General features: G+C 50.5%; 17 protein-coding genes. 9 read left to right on the top strand and 8 right to left on the bottom strand.

Translation table 11 applies throughout. From position 1 onward, the window contains the following. Nucleotides 1-279 precede the first annotated feature (279 nt). Together PAG01S_RS18065 and PAG01S_RS18060 are read left to right on the top strand one after the other, a co-directional pair. Nucleotides 280-1,059: an MBL fold metallo-hydrolase gene (locus PAG01S_RS18065; RefSeq protein ID WP_010671936.1), complete on the top strand. Its 780-nt coding sequence runs from the start codon at nt 280-282 to the stop codon at nt 1,057-1,059. Nucleotides 1,060-1,133: 74 nt separating this feature from the next. Next, complete coding sequence (locus PAG01S_RS18060; RefSeq protein ID WP_062759511.1) at nt 1,134-2,126, top strand: GlxA family transcriptional regulator; 993 nt, start codon at nt 1,134-1,136, stop codon at nt 2,124-2,126. A 91-nt stretch (nt 2,127-2,217) separates the two neighbouring features. On the opposite strand, the gene PAG01S_RS18055 is transcribed toward PAG01S_RS18060, so the two are convergent. Then, nucleotides 2,218-2,619, bottom strand: a complete 402-nt coding sequence (locus PAG01S_RS18055) for an H-NS family histone-like protein (RefSeq protein WP_010257048.1) — start codon at nt 2,617-2,619, stop codon at nt 2,218-2,220. A gap of 275 nt (nt 2,620-2,894) precedes the next feature. On the opposite strand from PAG01S_RS18055, the gene PAG01S_RS18050 reads away from it, so the two are divergent. Next, nucleotides 2,895-4,457, top strand: a complete 1,563-nt coding sequence (locus PAG01S_RS18050) for a sensor domain-containing diguanylate cyclase (RefSeq protein WP_062759510.1) — start codon at nt 2,895-2,897, stop codon at nt 4,455-4,457. 68 nt (nt 4,458-4,525) lie between these two features. Further along, entirely contained in the window at nt 4,526-4,972 is a 447-nt protein-coding gene (locus tag PAG01S_RS18045; RefSeq protein ID WP_010671933.1) for a VOC family protein, read from the top strand. A gap of 229 nt (nt 4,973-5,201) precedes the next feature. Here the strand turns inward: PAG01S_RS18045 and PAG01S_RS18040 are convergent, their stop codons facing one another. Then, on the bottom strand, nt 5,202-5,603 hold the full coding sequence (locus tag PAG01S_RS18040; protein WP_010257055.1) for an H-NS family histone-like protein: 402 nt from the start codon (nt 5,601-5,603) through the stop codon (nt 5,202-5,204). Between the two features lie 872 nt (nt 5,604-6,475). Here PAG01S_RS18040 and PAG01S_RS21950 point away from each other — a divergent pair. Further along, nucleotides 6,476-6,661, top strand: a complete 186-nt coding sequence (locus PAG01S_RS21950; RefSeq protein ID WP_010671932.1) for a DUF2256 domain-containing protein — start codon at nt 6,476-6,478, stop codon at nt 6,659-6,661. Nucleotides 6,662-6,713: 52 nt separating this feature from the next. Here the strand turns inward: PAG01S_RS21950 and PAG01S_RS18035 are convergent, their stop codons facing one another. The 3 genes from PAG01S_RS18035 to PAG01S_RS18025 form a co-directional block, all read right to left on the bottom strand. After that, the gene (locus PAG01S_RS18035) at nt 6,714-7,016 is read right to left on the bottom strand and encodes a hypothetical protein (RefSeq protein WP_029519489.1); all 303 of its coding nucleotides are present in this window, start codon (nt 7,014-7,016) and stop codon (nt 6,714-6,716) included. A 105-nt stretch (nt 7,017-7,121) separates the two neighbouring features. Next, the gene (locus PAG01S_RS18030; protein WP_033770122.1) at nt 7,122-7,664 is read right to left on the bottom strand and encodes a YfaZ family outer membrane protein; all 543 of its coding nucleotides are present in this window, start codon (nt 7,662-7,664) and stop codon (nt 7,122-7,124) included. 63 nt (nt 7,665-7,727) lie between these two features. Further along, complete coding sequence (locus PAG01S_RS18025; protein ID WP_010257065.1) at nt 7,728-7,964, bottom strand: YgdI/YgdR family lipoprotein; 237 nt, start codon at nt 7,962-7,964, stop codon at nt 7,728-7,730. A 971-nt stretch (nt 7,965-8,935) separates the two neighbouring features. Here PAG01S_RS18025 and PAG01S_RS18015 point away from each other — a divergent pair. The 3 genes from PAG01S_RS18015 to feoB all read left to right on the top strand — a co-directional run bounded on the left by PAG01S_RS18015 (nt 8,936) and on the right by feoB (nt 12,363). Further along, nucleotides 8,936-9,316, top strand: a complete 381-nt coding sequence (locus tag PAG01S_RS18015; RefSeq protein WP_010671929.1) for a YgiW/YdeI family stress tolerance OB fold protein — start codon at nt 8,936-8,938, stop codon at nt 9,314-9,316. A 495-nt stretch (nt 9,317-9,811) separates the two neighbouring features. Beyond that, on the top strand, nt 9,812-10,036 hold the full coding sequence (locus tag PAG01S_RS18010) for a FeoA domain-containing protein (RefSeq protein WP_010257073.1): 225 nt from the start codon (nt 9,812-9,814) through the stop codon (nt 10,034-10,036). Beyond that, complete coding sequence (feoB, locus tag PAG01S_RS18005) at nt 10,036-12,363, top strand: Fe(2+) transporter permease subunit FeoB (RefSeq protein ID WP_062759508.1); 2,328 nt, start codon at nt 10,036-10,038, stop codon at nt 12,361-12,363. The genes PAG01S_RS18010 and feoB overlap by 1 nt, the downstream gene beginning before the upstream one ends. 436 nt (nt 12,364-12,799) lie before the next feature. On the opposite strand, the gene PAG01S_RS18000 is transcribed toward feoB, so the two are convergent. Continuing rightward, nucleotides 12,800-13,837: a tyrosine-type recombinase/integrase gene (locus tag PAG01S_RS18000; RefSeq protein WP_033759959.1), complete on the bottom strand. Its 1,038-nt coding sequence runs from the start codon at nt 13,835-13,837 to the stop codon at nt 12,800-12,802. Nucleotides 13,838-14,769: 932 nt separating this feature from the next. On the opposite strand from PAG01S_RS18000, the gene PAG01S_RS17995 reads away from it, so the two are divergent. Further along, the gene (locus tag PAG01S_RS17995) at nt 14,770-15,240 is read left to right on the top strand and encodes an SgcJ/EcaC family oxidoreductase (protein WP_045139858.1); all 471 of its coding nucleotides are present in this window, start codon (nt 14,770-14,772) and stop codon (nt 15,238-15,240) included. A gap of 297 nt (nt 15,241-15,537) precedes the next feature. Here the strand turns inward: PAG01S_RS17995 and PAG01S_RS17990 are convergent, their stop codons facing one another. Both PAG01S_RS17990 and PAG01S_RS17985 read right to left on the bottom strand, forming a co-directional pair. Continuing rightward, nucleotides 15,538-16,755, bottom strand: a complete 1,218-nt coding sequence (locus PAG01S_RS17990; RefSeq protein WP_062759507.1) for an acyl-CoA dehydrogenase family protein — start codon at nt 16,753-16,755, stop codon at nt 15,538-15,540. After that, nucleotides 16,748-18,208 carry an MFS transporter gene (locus tag PAG01S_RS17985; RefSeq protein WP_033781082.1) on the bottom strand — a complete coding sequence of 487 codons (1,461 nt, stop codon included), beginning with the start codon at nt 18,206-18,208 and terminating at the stop codon, nt 16,748-16,750. The genes PAG01S_RS17990 and PAG01S_RS17985 overlap by 8 nt, the downstream gene beginning before the upstream one ends. Between the last annotated feature and the right edge of the window lie 42 nt (nt 18,209-18,250).

Genomic DNA, 18,250 nt, shown 5'->3' with positions numbered 1-18,250 from the left:
GGCAATGCTTTAAACAGACACCGGAAGAAAGCGTTATCGTTGTCGGTAAAGAGTTAAAAGCAACTTCCGGAACGCCTGCCATTCCTGAACATTCAGGGCTGTCTCGTCGCGACGCCAGCACCGATAGATACCCTGCCACAAGAAAATAGTGCAGTTTGGCCCGTTTCCATCGAACACTGTCCTCTGAGCCTGTCACGCGCAGGTAAACAGTGCCGTAAAGTGATCTTATGGTAGCCAGTAAGCCTGGCTGATTTCACTGAAACTGTTTACGGAGCCAAAATGAAGCTGACCCAGATTCGTAATGCCACCCTGCTACTGGACTATGCAGGCAAAAAATTCCTGATCGACCCGATGCTGGCCGAAAAAGAGGCCTGGCCCGGATTTGCCGGAAATGCCCGTCCCCATCTGAGAAATCCGATGGTTGAGCTGCCTGTCCCGGTCGCTGCACTGCTGGCAGTCGATGCGGTGATTATCACCCACACGCATATGGATCACTGGGATGAGGCTGCGCAGCAGCTAGTGCCGAAGACGATGATGATCTACAGCCAGGATGAAACGGATGCAGCGCTGATTCGTTCGCAGGGGTTTGAAAATGTTCGCGTGCTGCAGGATGAGAATCCGTTTGTTGATGGCCTGACGATTTATAAAACCGACGGTCAGCACGGCAGCAATGCGTTATATGCCGACAAAGTGATGGGCGATATTCTGGGTGACGCCTGTGGTCTGGTCTTTACCCATCCGGCAGAAAAAACCCTCTATATAGCTGGCGATACCGTGTGGGTTAAACCTTATGTCAGAGCGCTGCAACGCTTTCAACCACAGGTGGTGGTAATGAATATCGGCAATGCAACCAACGATCTCTATGGCCCGATTATCATGGGAAAAGAGGATACCCAGCGCACGCTGAATATCCTGCCTGACGCAACGCTGGTTGCCTCACACATGGAGGCGATCAACCACTGTTTGCTGACGCGCGCGGAGCTGCGTGCCTGGACTACCGAACAGGGTATTGCTGACCAGGTGCTGATCCCGGAAGATGGTGAAACAATGACGTTCTGAGCGTCGTGGCACTAACCCGGCACAATTGTGCCGTGAGTTCTCAACACTACGCTGCCACACAATAAGGGGAGAGGATGGCTGTTCTGAAAGTCGCGGTGCTGGCAACAGCCGGTTTTAGTCCGTTTCATTTTTCAGTTCCCTGTATTCTGTTCGGCTCAGCCCTGCCGCAGCCGGATCTGTTTCATGTTGATATCTGCGCACTGAAACCAGGCCCGGTCATCTCAGAGATGGGGTTGTCAATTACGGTGGAACAGGGTCTTGACCCGCTTGATCAGGCGGACATTATTATCGTGCCCTACTGGCATAATCCGGCTGAAAAACCTGCGCAGGCGCTGCTTGATAAGCTGGTGGCAGCCTGGCAGCGCGGCGCAGAGATCGTTGGACTATGTCTGGGCACTTACGTACTGGCTTATGCAGGTTTGCTCGATAAGCATCGTGCTGCCACTCACTGGGAATTTGAGCGTGACTTCAGCGAGCGCTTTCCACAGGTTCACCTCGACAGTAATGCTCTTTATACCAGGGACACTCGTCTGATCACTTCTGCCGGCACCGCGGCGGGCATCGACTGCTGTCTGGATATCATCCGTCACCACTATGGCAGCGCCATGGCTAATCGGGTAGCCAGACGCATGGTGGTGCCGCCTTACCGTGAAGGCGGTCAGGCGCAGTTCATTGAGCGGCCGGTTCCGGAAACAACGCGTGACAGTAAGATCAACGCGTTGCTGGCGTCGCTGCGACAGACTCTGCATCAGCCGCAGGATCTTGACTCACTTTCGCGGACGCTTGGCATGAGCAGGCGAACGCTGACGCGTCATTTTCACAAGGCGACAGGCATGTCCCTGGGAGAGTGGCTGACAGCAGAGCGTCTGCAACGCAGCCAGCTATTACTCGAAACCACCGGCATCAGCATTGAATGTGTGGCAGAAAAGGTGGGTTTTGATTCGCCCGTGTCATTTCGTCAGCGTTTTAAATCCCGGTTTGGCGTCTCTCCCAGTGAGTGGCGCCGGACATTTCGGGGGCCGCATCCGGTGATGAGTGATGAGACATTACGACAGGACGATGAGTGACCAGGCCCGGATGAATTTCTGCGCCTGTGACTTTGCCTGCCGGAATATTCCCGCGTAATGACGGTCACTATTCCGGCAGAAATAAATGCGACTACAGCAGGAAATCATCCAGCGACTGGCCGTTTTCAATGGCCGCCTTAATTACGGAGGGCGTTCGGCCCTGACCCGTCCAGTAACGAACCTGACCATTTTCGTCATTGTAACGGTATTTCGCCGGACGCTTTGCGCGTTTCTTTTTGCCGGTTACCGAGGGGGATGCGCTATTCACCAGCTCCGCCGGGTTAATCCCTTCTTCCATTAACAGCTCCTGGTAGAACGCCAGTTTTTCTGCTTTCTCACGGGCTTCCGCTGCCCGCGCGTTTTCCTCTTCACGACGTTCATTTACCACGGTCTCTAATTTCTGGCGTAACTCTTCCAGCATATCTAAAGCCATATTGCGCGCCTCTGCACGAAGCGTGCGGATATTGTTCAGGCTGCTCAGGTTCTTACTCATAACAAATCCTCAAATACTCAACTTAATCAATGAAGTGCAAATTATTCAGCTGGCAAGGGTAACATTTACCCACGTGATATTTGAAGCGCTAGTGTAGCCTTATTCGCTATTAATCCTCTATTAAGGGTGCTGGTTGAACCAACAAAGAAGAAATTTTAAGCGAAATCTGCTGGTTAATTGCGGATTATCATTGTTGAAACAGGATTGTGGGATTTGCATTTTTGCTTTTGATTAACTGTGCTTAAATCAGTCAACAGGGTTTATTAAGGACAGGCATGAAGTTTCGCCAAAAAAATGAGGGTTCAGCGCCAAAAATCTCGCCGCTGCTAAGAAGTATTATCCTTTCAGGCGTATTGCTCAGCGTGGCGGTGATTGGCTTAAATGTGTGGACGCTGCGGGAAGACTGGAACGAAACCGTCGATAAAGCTGAAGATACGGCGGTTAATCTGTCGCTGTCACAGGCGCGCCAGGCGGACGATACATTTTTGCAGACCGAGCTCTCTTTGCGCGAGGTGCAACGCGAGCTCGAAAAGCAGATTGCCACAACCGGTGTAGATGGCGAGGCGCTGAGCCAGACGATGCGCCTGTTGCAGAGCCACCTGCCACAACTACACGGCTTGTTCTACTATGATGCGCAGGGGAAATGGATAGCGACTTCTATGAGCCGGATACCGCCTGACATCAATAATTCCGATCGTGAATATTTCGATTATCACCGCACCAGCCCGCGCGATACCCTGCACGTCGGCCCGGTGCTTCGCAGCCGCACCACTCACGAGCTGGTGATCCCGGTTACACTGCGTGTGAACGATGCCTTTAACGGCTTTCGGGGTGTCTTACTCGCCACCATCAAAGTGGACTATTTCCGCCGTTTCTACAGCTATTATGAACTTAGCGAAGGCGATGTACTGGTACTGATGCTGGCAGACAGTACCGTGCTTTACGCCCGTCCGATGCCAGATAGCTACATCGGCAAAAACCTCTCAGTAAGTCCGCTTTTCCTCAGGATGCTGGCCCATGCGGATAAAGGCAGCGGTCAGTGGACCGCTGCGCTTGATGGTAAAAAACGCATCTTTGGCTTTGTCCGCTCACAGCGATACCCGCTGGTGGTGGCCGCGGGATATGACAAGCGCGCGCTGTTTAACCACTGGCTCAAGAGCTGGGTACATGATCTGATTCTGAGCCTGGCGCTGCTGATTGTTATTCTTTTACTGGGTGCATTTGTACTGCGTCAGGCACGGCATACGCTGCGTTATCAGCTTGAGCTGACCCGATTACGCGATGATCTGACCGCGGCTAATCGCGCACTGGAAAATCTGGCACAGAGTGACGGGCTGACGGGTGTTGCCAACCGGCGCCATTTTGATCACATGCTGACTGAATGCCTGCAGAACGCGGAGCGCAGTGGCCAGCCGGTGTCATTAATCCTGCTCGATATCGATTATTTTAAACGTTTCAACGATACCTACGGCCATGTGGCGGGTGACGACTGCCTGAAAAAAGTGGCTACTGTTCTGAAAAACGCCGCCCGCCGCAAAAACGAACTTACGGCCCGATATGGCGGCGAAGAGTTTGCCATTATTCTGCCCGGACAGCCGTTGTCAGCCGCCTTGAACTTCGCTGAATTGATCATCGACGCCGTTAACAGGCTCGATATTCCGCATCTCACCACGGAACTGCCGCAAAAGCACGTCACCCTGAGTGCAGGCTGCGCCGTCTATCTTGCTTCAGACTCACAACAGGAAAAAGAATCGCTGATAGCGCGCGCGGATGAGGCTTTGTATCACGCGAAACGGGCAGGGCGTAACCAGGCCATGTGTGAAGAACGTAGCGGCTGAGCATCCGTGATCAAATCCTGAATCCTGCCTGTGGCATGGTGACAGCTCAACTTAAACAGGGAGCGGCCATGTCAAACGATACCGGTTTCACTCATCTTGCTTTACAGGTACGGGATTTAGAGAAGAGCGTAGATTTTTATCAGCGTTATGCCGGGATGCAGGTGATACATCAGCGTAAACCTGGCATTCCTGAAGCACAGAAAGTGGCATGGCTGTCGGATTTAACCCGACCTTTTGCGCTGGTGCTGGTGCAATCTGACAACAATGAAGATACGCCGCTGGGTCCATTTGGTCATATAGGCGTGGCCTGTAGCAGCCGTGAAGAGATAGATGAAAAAGTGGCACTCGCTCGGCTCGAAGGTGTGTTGCGACGCGACGCGCAGCAATCTGGTGTGCCAGTCGGCTACTGGGCATTTTTTGCCGATCCTGATGGCAATACGCTTGAGCTCTCTTATGGTCAGCAGATCGGACTGGAAATTATCACAGCCCGCAACACGCAATCGCTGAATAAATAAAGCGGTTGAGAGAACAGAATGAATCCCATTACTTGTTGCGTGACTGCGTAAAGCTTTTCAGTTATTGAGTTCAGGGTAACGCCTGAGCAGGATTATGGATGGAGAGACAATATCAAGATGAGAAAGGAAAGGGTACAGGCTGGCCGGTAATTGAGATACCTGAGCCTGACGATTTATGGTGAAAAAACCGCCTGCCTGATGCAGGCGGTGTTTCATTATGCATACTGAATTAAATCAGGAAATCATCCAGCGATTTACCTGCATCAATGGCAGATTTAATAGCAGATGGGGTACGGCCCTGGCCAGTCCACTGCTTAACCTCACCATTTTCGTCGGTGTACTGATATTTAGCCGGACGAGGAGCGCGTTTTTTCTTCACGGCTGGTGCAGTCGGCATACCATTTAACAGTTCGTTAGGATCGATACCTTCCTGCAACAGTAATTCACGGTATTTTGCCAGTTTCTCAGCTTTTTCACGATTAGCTGCTTCAGAAGCCTGTGCTTCTTCACGTCGCTCACTCACCACAACCGACAGTTTTTCCAGCATTTCTTCCAGGGCAGCAAGGTCAAGCTCGCGAGCGTTTGCGCGAAGGGTACGGATATTATTCAAGCTGTTGAGAGTGTCACTCATCAAAGTCACCATAGTCATGTTCAGATAATAAAATACAGAGCGGGTTCACGCTGATGCTTTTCGTCAGACCTGCTTTTTTAAGATGCTTGCCTTCGAAGAATCAAAATACAGAACCGATAGTTCAGCGCCAACATATTAATCGCTTTCTCAAAGAGTTTAAACTGTAATTAACGTAAGACCCTTAAACAAAAGTAAAGTTACTCTTTTTTTTACACTCTCCGCTCAAAATGTCAAAAAGGTGCCTCATCTGATGATGTTCAATAATTTAGTTACGTTATGGATAAACCGGGCTTTCACGCCGCTTTTCCAGCAGAATCGCTTCGCTAATCACGGAGCTGCTTTGTTCCGAGAGGCAGTCACCGTGCATACTTCTCCAGATAAAGCTGGATATGTCCATGAGGCCACCATAATAGGGTTGTAAAGGACGCATAGCAAAATTACTAAAAAATAACCATCAGGCGGCTGATTTATTCAGACTATATGTAAGGTCATGAAATCAGATTAATTTATCACTTAATTAACGTTCTGGTTAAGGCGATCATCACCAGACGGGTTATGGCTTTGTTTTAAAAGCCTGGAGAGACAAACCCCAGTAAAGGGGGATAAAACAGTCAGATTCACGCGTGACCTGTATGACCCTGGATTGATTATTTAGGGGCGTAATGACTTTTTAGCCGCCGTATGGGGCCAGAGAGGCTGTCCGCTAATCAAGGCAACCTGAGCCACATCATCCGGGTACCATATTGCCTTATGCGCCGATGAAGCGGTAAACAGTGCGATCTCAATTGCCCTCAATACTTACTCACAAGCAAGCTAAACTGTATAAGAGACGCTATTGTCAGCGTTATAAGGGGTTCTCAGGAGAGACTGGCGTGTTCAAAGGCAATAAAAAGTCATTACCGGTTCGCTACTGCAAAACGTGTAATAAACCGATGTCATGGCGAAAAAAGTGGGAACGATGCTGGGACGAGGTGTTGTATTGCTCGGAACGGTGCCGGCGGCAGCGTACTGATCGGCAAGAGGATGATACAGAAATAAAACCTGAACCTGACCTCTGACGCTGACTAGAGCTGGCCAGGGATTAACCTGGCCTCAGTCAGGGGAATGGGGCTATTGCTGTACCTCGATCTGTTGCCAGCCTCTTTTAAACATACAATCTTTAACCAGTATCTCTCGCTGGCTTTCATTGGCGTCGCTGGTGGAGTAATCGGTGTCAGTGGTTTTATATTTACTGTCTTTTGAGGTGTATTTACCGCTAACGACATTGTCAGGGGGTAAATCCCGCAGTGCCTGGGCCCGACAGGCTGTTTCCGTTATTGTTTCCTGCTGTTCAGATGCATCTGGCTTGACCCATTTATACTGCACACATCCGGTCAGACAGAGAGTAAATAACATCAGCATAAGAGGTTTCATAATCTGTTTCTCAGTGCTCCCCGCCTGAGTTGAGACGAGTGATTGAGTAAGGAAACCGATCGGCAGGGTTTCCTCACCACAAAAAAAGGGAAGAGTCATCCGACGTTAAAATGTCAGGCCGCCACCGATATAGGGACCATCGATCAGGGTATGACCCGGACGTCCATCTTTGCCATCAACACCCGCATAGCGATAGCCCACTTTTAACACCAGTGGATCCACAGGTGACCAGCTGACACCGCCATTGGCCTCAACGAAATTCTTAACGCTGTTGGTCAACTGTTCCGGGGCGGAATAACCTTCTCCATACAACGCAAAATTAGCGGGCAGATTGATTTTCACACCGCCGCCAACAGGAAACGCAACGCCGTTATCTCCTTTTTTGCCGCCGATGTAAGCGGCTTTAACGCCAGCCGTCAGCATCACAGGTCCAATTTCAAGGTTATAACCGGTACCCGCCTGACCAATCTGAACACCATCCGCCGTATTTTTGATCCACTGACCATCAACATAAAGCCCGCCGGATGAACGGCCGATTTCTGCGTCCAGTACCGAGGTGTTTTTACTTTGTTCGGCATTCAGGCCAATGGCCATGGCTGAGGAGGATGCACACAATAATAAGCCAAAGCCAATTACAGAAATTTTCATTGCTCAGTTTTTCCACAGAATCAGATTTTCAGGATAATGATTAAGATTGCTATTAAAGCAGGATTACTTTTGCACAATCTCTTTAACATCGTGCTGTTGTAACTGATGCATGTTTCCATCCGTGTCTTTATAAGAGATCATGCCTGTTTCTTTATCTTTTGCGGGTTTGCCATGAGTCGTAATCATGTGCCCATCGTTGGTGGAGATCACATAATTGCTTGAGCAGGCGGAAAGGGACATAACAGAAGTTATCATCGCAATAGCAAAAGCGAATTTCTTGCCAGAATTAAAAGATGTCATTTTACTTTCCTGTCGTTTCTTTTTAAGAAGATGCGGCATTATTCGCTGTGATTGTTAAACGACATGCTAACAATCCGGCTGTTTGCCTCTTTATCAGGATGATAATGATCTGGATCAATATCATGGGTTGCTCAGGAGTAAGCAACCATGGCGGGTATTGATTGTTTTGCGACCAGTACTTGCGGAAGCGAAGGCAGAAGGTTGTACTGAGAGAATCAGGAAGAAAACCAGCAAGGTAGAGGAAAAGAAACTTAAGCTCGAATCCGCAAAAATGAATCTGAAAGAACAACAGGCTGATGCTCAAAGACTGAATTAAACTGATTTACTCGTAGGCTCACGCTGGCGAATCTCCGAACATCGGTAAATTCCGCATGTTCCTTTATCTCTTGTCAGTTTGGGTGGGCATCAGGCTATCACCACTCTCCTCTTCTTTTTATGCATTTTCAGACAGTATCAGGCAACATTCTTACCCTTTTAATGCCAGAAAGGGCTGCATTCCGAATGGGAGCCGTTGTCGATACACTGCATACTCAGCGTTACTGGGTTCTGTTACTATCATCGGGAACCAGGCATAAAAAAAACCACTCAGTTGAGTGGTTGTAAAAAGAAAAAAATAGTTAATGAGCAAAACTGCGATACATAATGTTTTAATACTGGGATATATCTATGCCAGGAAATAATATCCGTTAACAGACATGTTAGCTATGGGATTTATATGAAATGATGCAAAGTGAAAGCGTAACAATGACCATAATACAGTGAATGTTAAAAGTTCAGCTCTCACGTAACTGTTTATCTATCAATTTATTTTGTTAACAACATGGATTTAACTTTGATTGTTTTTCTGATGCGGATTTATCGTGCTCATCATGCTCATTACATTTTTAAAACACATGGAGGTAATCACTTTTCTTAAGATCCCGTTAAGATCTGCATCGTAAATTAGCCCGACAATTTTAACGGAGATAAATTTGAAAAAGATTCTTTTAGCAGCATTGTTTGCCGGTATGAGTTTTGGAGTTTCTGCACAGGAAGGTTTTGTTAATCCAGCAGGGCAGGGGTATTCTCAGGGCGGATTTAAAGGTCCGACACCCGGCGTCTCTTCTGTCGCTCAGGTTAAGACGCTGCGTGATGACGCATGGGTCGTTCTGGAAGGTAACATCATCAGACAAGTGGGGCATGAACTTTATGAGTTCAAAGATGCTACCGGAACGATTAATGTCGATATTGATGACAAGCGCTGGATGGGACAATCGTTATCACCGAGTGATAAAGTCCGTCTTGAAGGTGAAGTTGATAAAGACTGGAACAGTGTTGAGATTGATGTAAAAACGGTTCGGGTTCTTAAGTAATCCTTATTCGCTCATCACCTGGTGGTGGCCTGAAAATCAGGGCACTGCCATTGTGAAAATGATCCTTCCAGGACGCCTTTCTTTCATTACAGCAGCCGCAATTTAGTTACAACACCCTATTTGAGCAGATTACGTTACCGGCGATATCCTGCCAGATTGGTTTTTTTGATTAAACCTGAACGGAGCCGTTCTGTGAATCCGAGTGCTCATTGACCAGCCGCCCCGCACGGCCCGAAGGGCCGTAATAGTTATTTACGGCAAACTGAATGATGTAACTAAACGGGTGCTCTCTGCTAGAGTGCGGGAATGATTATACATTCTCCACATCCGCCTTTAACTGTTGAACCCGCGCCTGGAAGAACCCCCATTTAATGCGCTGTTGACCTGCCGTTGACCCTGACGGCAGTTTTCTTCTGCCTGCCCGATGCCAGATCAAAAACCGAAACGAGTATCATTTATAGAATGAGTGCTTCTTACTTTTAGGCAGGGCGTGATATGGCAATTAATATGGGCAGCACCTACCGGATCCTTGGCTATCAGCCATCGGTAAATTCCGCCTGGCGCCAGAAATTACTGACAATGGGTATGCTTCCCGGCGCAGTTATTGAGGTCATTCGCGTGGCGCCAATGGGCGATCCGGTGCAGATCTCTACCCGCCGTGTCAGCCTGGCGGTGCGGCAGCGTGACCTGGACGACATCATCCTGGAGGAAATCGTCTGATGAAGAAGATAACCATCGGGCTGATTGGTAACCCTAATACCGGCAAAACCACGCTGTTTAACCAGCTCACCGGTGCCCGACAGCGGGTCGGGAACTGGGCTGGCGTCACGGTTGAGCGCAAAGAGGGTCAATTTTTTACCGCGCAGTCAGATGTCAGGCTTATTGATCTGCCAGGCACCCGATCGCTGACAACGCTATCTGCTGAAAGCTCGATAGATGAGAGCATCGCCTGCCAGTATCTCTATCAGGATCACGCCGATGTGGTGATTAACGTCGTCGATGCCTCCAGTCTGGAAAGTAATCTGTTCCTGACCTTTCAGCTGCTGGAACTGGGCGTACCCTGCATTGTCGCCCTGAACATGCAGGATATTGCCGCCAGCCAGAACATCACTATTGATGTCGCAGCACTGTCAGCTCATCTGGGATGTCCGGTCATTTCACTGACCTCAACCAAAGGTGATGGCATTGCCCAGCTCAAAGCGCTGATTGACCAGCCCCATATTTACCGCGCAACTGAACGGGTACGTTATCCGGCCGCGATTGAAACGGCCATTGAGCAGCTCTGCCAACAGATGCCCGCCGCCATAGCCCCACAAAAACGCTATTGGCTGGCCTTGCAACTGCTGGAAGGGGATATCAACAGTCAGAAACTTTGTCCGGCGCTGGTTCCGCATTTGCCCGAGATTATGCAGCAGGCCGGAGGAGAGACCGGCGTACAGATTGACGATTACCGCTATCGCACCATCAATGCGCTTTGCGCGGCAGTGAGTAACATTCATCAAGCAATGCCCGCCGGTCTGACCCGCAGGATCGATAAAATTGTGCTGAACCGCTGGCTGGGCATTCCGATATTCCTGGCAGTGATGTATGTGATGTTTGTTCTTTCAATTAACATTGGTGCTGCGCTACAGCCACTGTTCGACAGCAGTTCGGTGGCGATATTCATTCATGGTGCGCAATGGCTGGGCTATGTCTGCCACTTCCCTGACTGGCTGACGGTTTTCCTGGCGCAGGGTATCGGTGCCGGTATCAATACCGTGCTGCCGATCATTCCGCAGATTGGCCTGATGTTTCTGTTCCTCGCTTTCCTTGAAGACTCCGGCTACATGGCGCGCGCCGCTTTTGTGATGGATCGTCTGATGCAGTCACTGGGCCTGCCGGGAAAATCCTTTGTGCCGCTGATTGTCGGCTTTGGCTGTAATGTCCCGTCGGTCATGGGGACACGGACGCTGGATACACCGCGTGAGCGTCTGCTGACGGTGTTGATTGCGCCTTTTATGTCATGTGGCGCACGGCTGGCGATTTTTGCGGTTTTCGCTGCGGCATTCTTTAACACCCACAGTTCCAGCCTGGTTTTCTCCCTCTACCTGCTTGGCATTGTGGTGGCCATCGCGACCGGGCTGGTGCTTAAGCATACCCTGCTGGGCGGAGAAGCCTCGCCGTTTATCATGGAGTTGCCGGTCTATCACCGGCCTCACCTCAAAAGCCTGCTGTTGCAGACCTGGCAACGGCTGAAAATGTTTGTGGTGCGAGCCGGACAGGTTATTATCCTGGTGAGCATGCTGATTGGCGTACTGAGCAGTTTTGCCTTTAATGGCCAGATGGTTAATGACATTAACCACTCTGCGCTGGCGGCGACCAGCAAAGCGATCACCCCCGTGCTGTTGCCGATTGGGGTCACTCAGGATAACTGGCAGGCAACAGTGGGGCTGGTGAGCGGCATCATGGCGAAAGAGGTCGTGGTCGGCACGCTCAACAGCCTTTACACCACAGAGGCAATCCAGAGCAGTCCATTTGATCCGCAGGCTTTTGACCTGCCTGGTGAGCTTAAAGAGGCGCTGACAGAGACTTGGGCGGGGTTAACGGCTGCCTTCAGAATTGATGCGCTGGCCCATCCCATCGATGCCAGTAAAGGCGATGGTGAGATGGCGACCGGTTCGATGGGCGTGATGTCTGCCAAATTTGGCAGTGGCTTTGCCGCTTACAGTTACTTAATTTTTGTCCTGCTCTATGTTCCCTGCGTCTCGGTCATGGGGGCTATTGCGCGGGAAGCCGGTCAAAAATGGATGATGTTCTCATTCTTCTGGGGACTCAATATTGCCTACGCCACCGCCACGCTGTTTTACCAGACCGTCACTTTTGCCGACCATCCTGCATTTAGTGCGACCTGCCTGATAATTGTGCTGGTGCTGAACGGAATCATCCTGCTGGCATTGCGAAAAGCGGGAAGCCGGGTGCAGTCAATACCGGTCATGCTCAGGGAGGAAAAGGGGAGTTGCAGCGGCTGCCACGGCGGCTGTGATAAGCAGAAAGGCTTTGCCCGGTAAAAATAAGTACTGATGACATTCACTCTTTCCGCTGCCGGCGATTCCTGGCCGCAGCGGACAGGTGAGGATTGCCCTGTTGATTGTTCTTACGAATTTGAAGCCAGAATGGTGGGATGATTAGCGTATGAGCAGTGACAAAGGCAGCATGACAATTAACCCCGCCAGAAGCATTATCCTTCCCGCTAAGGCGGATACTTACCAAAGCAGGTCTGACCATGCACTGCAGCATGCCCTTATTATGGATAGCAGCTCCTGTTTTGCAGACAGATTCGCAGCATGCGGTATGGCAGTAAGGATAAATCAATTAAATCAGCCGGATGAACGCTGTGGATGCTCGACGCAGCGTTTATCCGTACCGGCTTACACACAGGCTGTCCACTTTTTCTGTGGATAACTTCAGCCTGAAAAAGGGGCTTTATTCTCTTTTCAGGAGCCATCAGCCAGGATAATCAGGGTCACTATATTGCTCCATAAACTCCACCATGGCACCTTTGTGTGCATCCACATGGCGGATATAGCGCATCAGTGTTTCTGGTTTTTTCCACGTGCCTTCCTGCATGATCCTGGCAATCGGATAGCCTTTATCTGCCATATCCTGCGCAGCACCCACCCTGGCGCTGTGGCCACTCCAGCCGGTGTAGCGATTTTTGTTGGCCTTTACTGCGCCCTCTTTTCCGGCAGTGCGCCATGCCCGACTAAAAATCTGTTCCAGTGCCCTTGTGCTCATCGGCTTTTCGGCAATCAGTGGCCGGCCAGACCGATGTACTGCAGTAAACAGCCAGGCATCAGGCTGGCTGGATAGCCCGGACGCTTCAATCCACTCTTCCAGTCGCTGAGTTGAACGGGCGCTGAGCGCCTTAATCAATCCGCCGGTCTGCACAATAGTTTTTGTCCATGCCACATCCAGAATGATGCGACCATCACCGGCACGCATCACATCCCGCACCCGCAAACGCGACAGTTCACTGATACGCAATAGCGTTGCATAAGCCACATGTAAAAAAGCCAGATCGCGAAGCGCCTGAAGGTTATCAGAACCTGACCATTCTTTATCCAGCGCCAGCAGGTCACTCAGCCTGAAGGGCACAGCCTGGCCTGCACGCTCTCCGTTGATCACCGCCACACGATTTATCTTTTTCATCGTCCGGAAAACCAGCGGAGAGACATTGGGCACCGGCAACCCGGCGTTACGGTGTAACATCGAAATTAACGCCGCGTGTGAAGTGACGGTTGAGGAGGCCCGGCCGCTTTCAGCCAGAAAAGAGAGATAGTCACGCAAATCGTCTGCACTCATCGGCAGGAAGCTGCGCTGGTTATCTTCCGACCAGCGATTGCAGATTCGCATCACGCTAAGCAGCTGTCGCCAGGTGTTAGGTGAGAAAGCCTCTTTATCCTGAACGAACTGCCGGAGCCGCTCGGTGATATCGCTATTCCGGTCAACCGTCAGAGGGGTTAACGGTACTAACTCACTCATATTTGCTCACTTATCAACCAAAAACGCCGATGATCGCGCTACGTTAATTCTGAGAACTAAGCAGGGGGATAACCGGGCAGAATTTACGTAGCGTTGTCATTTTCAGGACGAACTCTACTGCTATCCATCTTAACCCGGCACCTTCCCTATGTCATGACTTCGTATAAGAACAATTATACGAAGTTAGTGTGGCGTAACCGATCCCGTCTGGCTTTTAACGGATTGACGCTCATCGCAGTCAGTCAGGGAAGGTATAGGTCACACGCTTTATCGATAGCTGAACGTAACTCACTGCGAGTTGTTCAAGTGAAACCACGATGCAAAAAAATGTCTCAAACTAAGGCGCGTTTAAACCAAGGTATGAACGGTTTAATCATTATTTAAATAAATCAGCGCATCACGATGCTTTATTTTTCCAGCGCAATAATGAGCAGGAGCATCAAAATAGAGATGTTGAAAAATGGCAGACGACGTTAATTAGTTAGTCAGTTAAATTAATGACTCATAAAAAGGTTCCATATAACACTGCTCAAAGGCAATACCCTTTGAAAGTTTTATAGAGCACATAAATTAAACACAACTTCCCGATATTACGTTCATAGCTCTGAACAGGCGACATGTCATTTACGCTACCAAAAGAGACCCAGGCATTAACCCTCAGAACAAAAAACTAAATACCAGCTTATCGCCGATTTAAATACCAGACAGCACTTCCTTTCATCTATCTTGTTCCCCTGCATATCAAAAGCGTCGATAAGTATATGCATCAGCTTTTTAATCGAATAAAGCGGCTAATGTATTTATCGCAGCGGTCTTATTCTGGCTGATCAGCAGGATTAAAACGTATTAACGAGTTATACACATTTTATGGCGGCGTCTGGAAGAACGCACAGAACGTCGGCTTCACCCAGGGTAAATATGAGGATGTTTTCATGAAAAAAACGTTATTATCGCTGTGCCTTTTAGGTCTTTCCTGCGCCCCAGTTGTTACGCAGGCACAACAGTCCGTGGCCTGTGTCAGAGCCTCAGAGCAGGATGTGGCCAACCTGTTTGACGCCTGGAATGACTCTCTGGCAACCGGTGATGCAACCAAAGTCTCTGAATTATATGTCAGCGATGCCGTTTTGCTGCCGACCATTTCAAATCAGGTACGTCTGACCGATCAGGAACGTATCGATTATTTTAAAGATTTCCTGAAAAAAGGGCCGAGCGGTAAAATTGATTCCCGGACTATCAGAATCGGTTGTAATAAAGCGATTGATACCGGCGTTTATACATTTACTTTTAAAGATAACACGCACGTCACAGCACGTTACACTTTCACTTATGTCTGGGATGGTAAGGGCTGGAAAATCTCAACCCATCACTCTTCAGCTATGCCAGAGCCTGTAAGCAAGCCTTAAAACAGACGCACTGATGAAAAAAGAGCCAGCGTCATGGTGTGATGCTGGCTCTTTTTCCCTTTGCGCGAAAATAAACGCTCGGGCTTGAAGATAATAACGCCTGACTCATACTTAAGAAATGGCAATTAATATTCTTCGCATTTAGCGTGTCTGTTTCCTGTATCACGGACAGTATAAGTGCTATTAAATGGCCAGCATCAGTTTCCCATCCGAATAAACTGAAATCTGTCGGTTTGGTACTTCCATTGCAGGCTGATCAATTCCCAAACGCAAATATCTGCCCATGAAATAGCGGTTTTACACTCCATTTCCATTGCCTATCTGCCAGATGAAGGTCGGATCGGTGCCGTTCACCTCCCAGTCACCCACATTACGTAGCTTGTAGATCACCGGATTGTGCGACGACACTGTTCGTGCATTACGCCAGTGCCGGTCAAGTGCCTTGCTGACTCGGGTATCAGATGCACCCAGCGCATTGAAGAATTCTGTTGCCGCACGCGTCACCAGCTCAACGGCCACCGCCTGTGCCTGAGCGGACTCTACTTCGGCCAGCACGTTTGCCGCATGAAGCTGTGCCTCATCTGCGCCACTCAGTTGCAGCTCAAATGCTTGCTGCAACGAGTGGGTCGCCCGGTCGACGGCGGCTTCGGCTGCCCATGCCCAGCTGCTTATCTGACCGACCACCTGCAACACCTGAACATCCTGCTTCACCTGCGGCGCATTACCGTGGCTGTAAATACGCTTACGCTGCGCCACGCCCTGAGCAGCATCGCGCACCACCGCCCGCCCGATGCCCGCCAGCGTGGCCAGTAAGACATGCTGATAGAATGCCGTCTGATAGCGGAAACGCTCACTGAAATCATAGACATGTGGCAGTTCAACCCGGGCCTGATGAAAGCGCGTAGTACCACTGCCGGTCAGTCGCTGCCCGAAGCCATCCCAGTCATCATCGCGCTCCACCTCATTCTGGTGGGTGTTCACCAGGGCAATCACGTCACGACCGTTATCCGCGCGCTGAGCATAGACATCAATCCAGTCCGCATAGAGTGTGCCGGTGCTGTAGAACTTCTCACCGCTGATCCGCCATCCCCCCTCATCGGGAGAAACCTGAGTGTTGACTTCACCCAGCTTAACCGCGCCGATCTCGCTCCAGCCGCTGCCCACCAGCTCACCGTCCACAAAGCGGCGGAACCAGCGACGCCGATCCTCACTGGCTGGCTGGTTCAGGCGATCCTCAATAAATGCGAAGTGCGCACGCAGCGCCTGTGGCAGGTTGGAATCTGCCTCAGCCAGTTCGGTCAGCAGAGCAAATAACTGCGGCAGCGAAACCCCAAAGCCGCCTTCTTCTTTAGGGATACGCAGGGTGCCAAAGCGCGCCGCTTTCAGCCAGCGAATCGGTTCATGCAACAGTGTGCGTTCGGTTTCACGGGCACTTGCCCCCTCAGCGATGCGGGCGAACAGCGGCCTGAAATGCTGAACCAGTTCGGCAAATTCGGTGCGATTTAATTCAGACATGATCCTCTCCTGAGTCGGGTTGTTCATCGATGTCCTGTCGTGTCGGTTCAAAACGAATGATTAACAGGAAAATAATCGGGATAAGTGCGGCCAGTGAGACAATCCAGAACATATTGGTGCCGTAACGCGCCTGCAAAATTGGCAGAATAAACAGCGCCAGCGCGCTGCCCACACCGGAGAGCGAACGACTAAAGCCGACACCGGTGGCGCGTATGTGGGTCGGGTAGGAGAGCGCCGGATAGATCATCAACTGTGCGCCGGGTCCGAATCCCTCTGCAAAGAGCCACAAACCCAGCATCAGTACCGCAAACACCACGCCAGCTGTCGCCTGCGGATGACCGATCAATGCCAGCGAAATCAGCGCGATAAACTGCAGCGCAAATCCGGCGATTGCGACATGCCGTGAGGGAAATTTCCACGCCAGTCGCATCCCCAACAGCCCGCCGGTAAAGGCGAACAACGCATTCAGTCCCAGCGAGGCAGAGATAGTTTCAAATACGCCCGCGCCGAGAAATTGCGCCAGGATAGAGGGCAGGAAGAAAGCGATGGCGGTGTATTCAAATGAAATACAGACGTTCATCACCGCACTGACGACCGTGCGCTCCAGATAAGGCTTCTGAAACAGTACGCGGAAACGCACTTTCGGCTTCGCTTTCACCGCATCGGTTTTAGCGGGCGGCTCCTCATGCGCAACAATGCCGTAAGAGTCACGCAGAATACGCACCGCACCGCTCAGGTCGCCCTGATTCGCCGCCCACAGCGGTGACTCATTCATAAACTTACTGCGCACCGCAATAATCAGTAGCGCCGGTACGGCGCCAAACAGCAGCGAGGCGCGCCACAGCCAGTCGATATGTTCGGCGGGCAGCAGGAAATAGAGCGCAAAAATAATAAAGAAGCAGGCAGACGAAGCGGCATACCACATCGGGCACCAGGCTGCGAGGCGCGATGCTTTATTGCCCTTGCCGGAGAACTTAGAGAATTCTGCCAGATAGGCCATGGCAACCGGCAGATCGATCCCGACGCCGATGCCCATCAGAAAACGGGCACCAATCAACACCCAGACGTTGGGGGCCAGACCTGCCGCAATGGCGGAGACGACAAAAAACAACATGTCCGCCATAAAAACTGAGTAACGGCCATATTTATCGGTCAGCCAGCCGCCGACCAGATTACCCACAATGGTGCCGATCATGATTGACGACGTCACCAGGCCCGTGAGTACCGGGGTTAAACCAAACTCCTTTACCACATCATCGATGCCGTAGGAGAGGGTAGTGAGATCGTAGGCATCAAGAAACACGCCGCCCAGCGCCAGGAAAACAATCCAGCGCGCATAGCTGTTTTTTTCGGTGTTACTGTTGATCAGCCGGGCCACATCACTCACCGATCGAACCGGTTGAGAGTGAGGCGGTGGCGCAGTTAAGGTGTTGTCAATTTCTAATGTACTCATCGTATCCTCGTTATTATATTCAGCAGGTAACGAGGGTTTTAT

This window comes from Pantoea agglomerans NBRC 102470, from assembly GCF_001598475.1.
GTDB classification, from domain to species: domain Bacteria; phylum Pseudomonadota; class Gammaproteobacteria; order Enterobacterales; family Enterobacteriaceae; genus Pantoea; species Pantoea agglomerans.
This window is presented reverse-complemented; position numbering and strand designations above follow the sequence as displayed.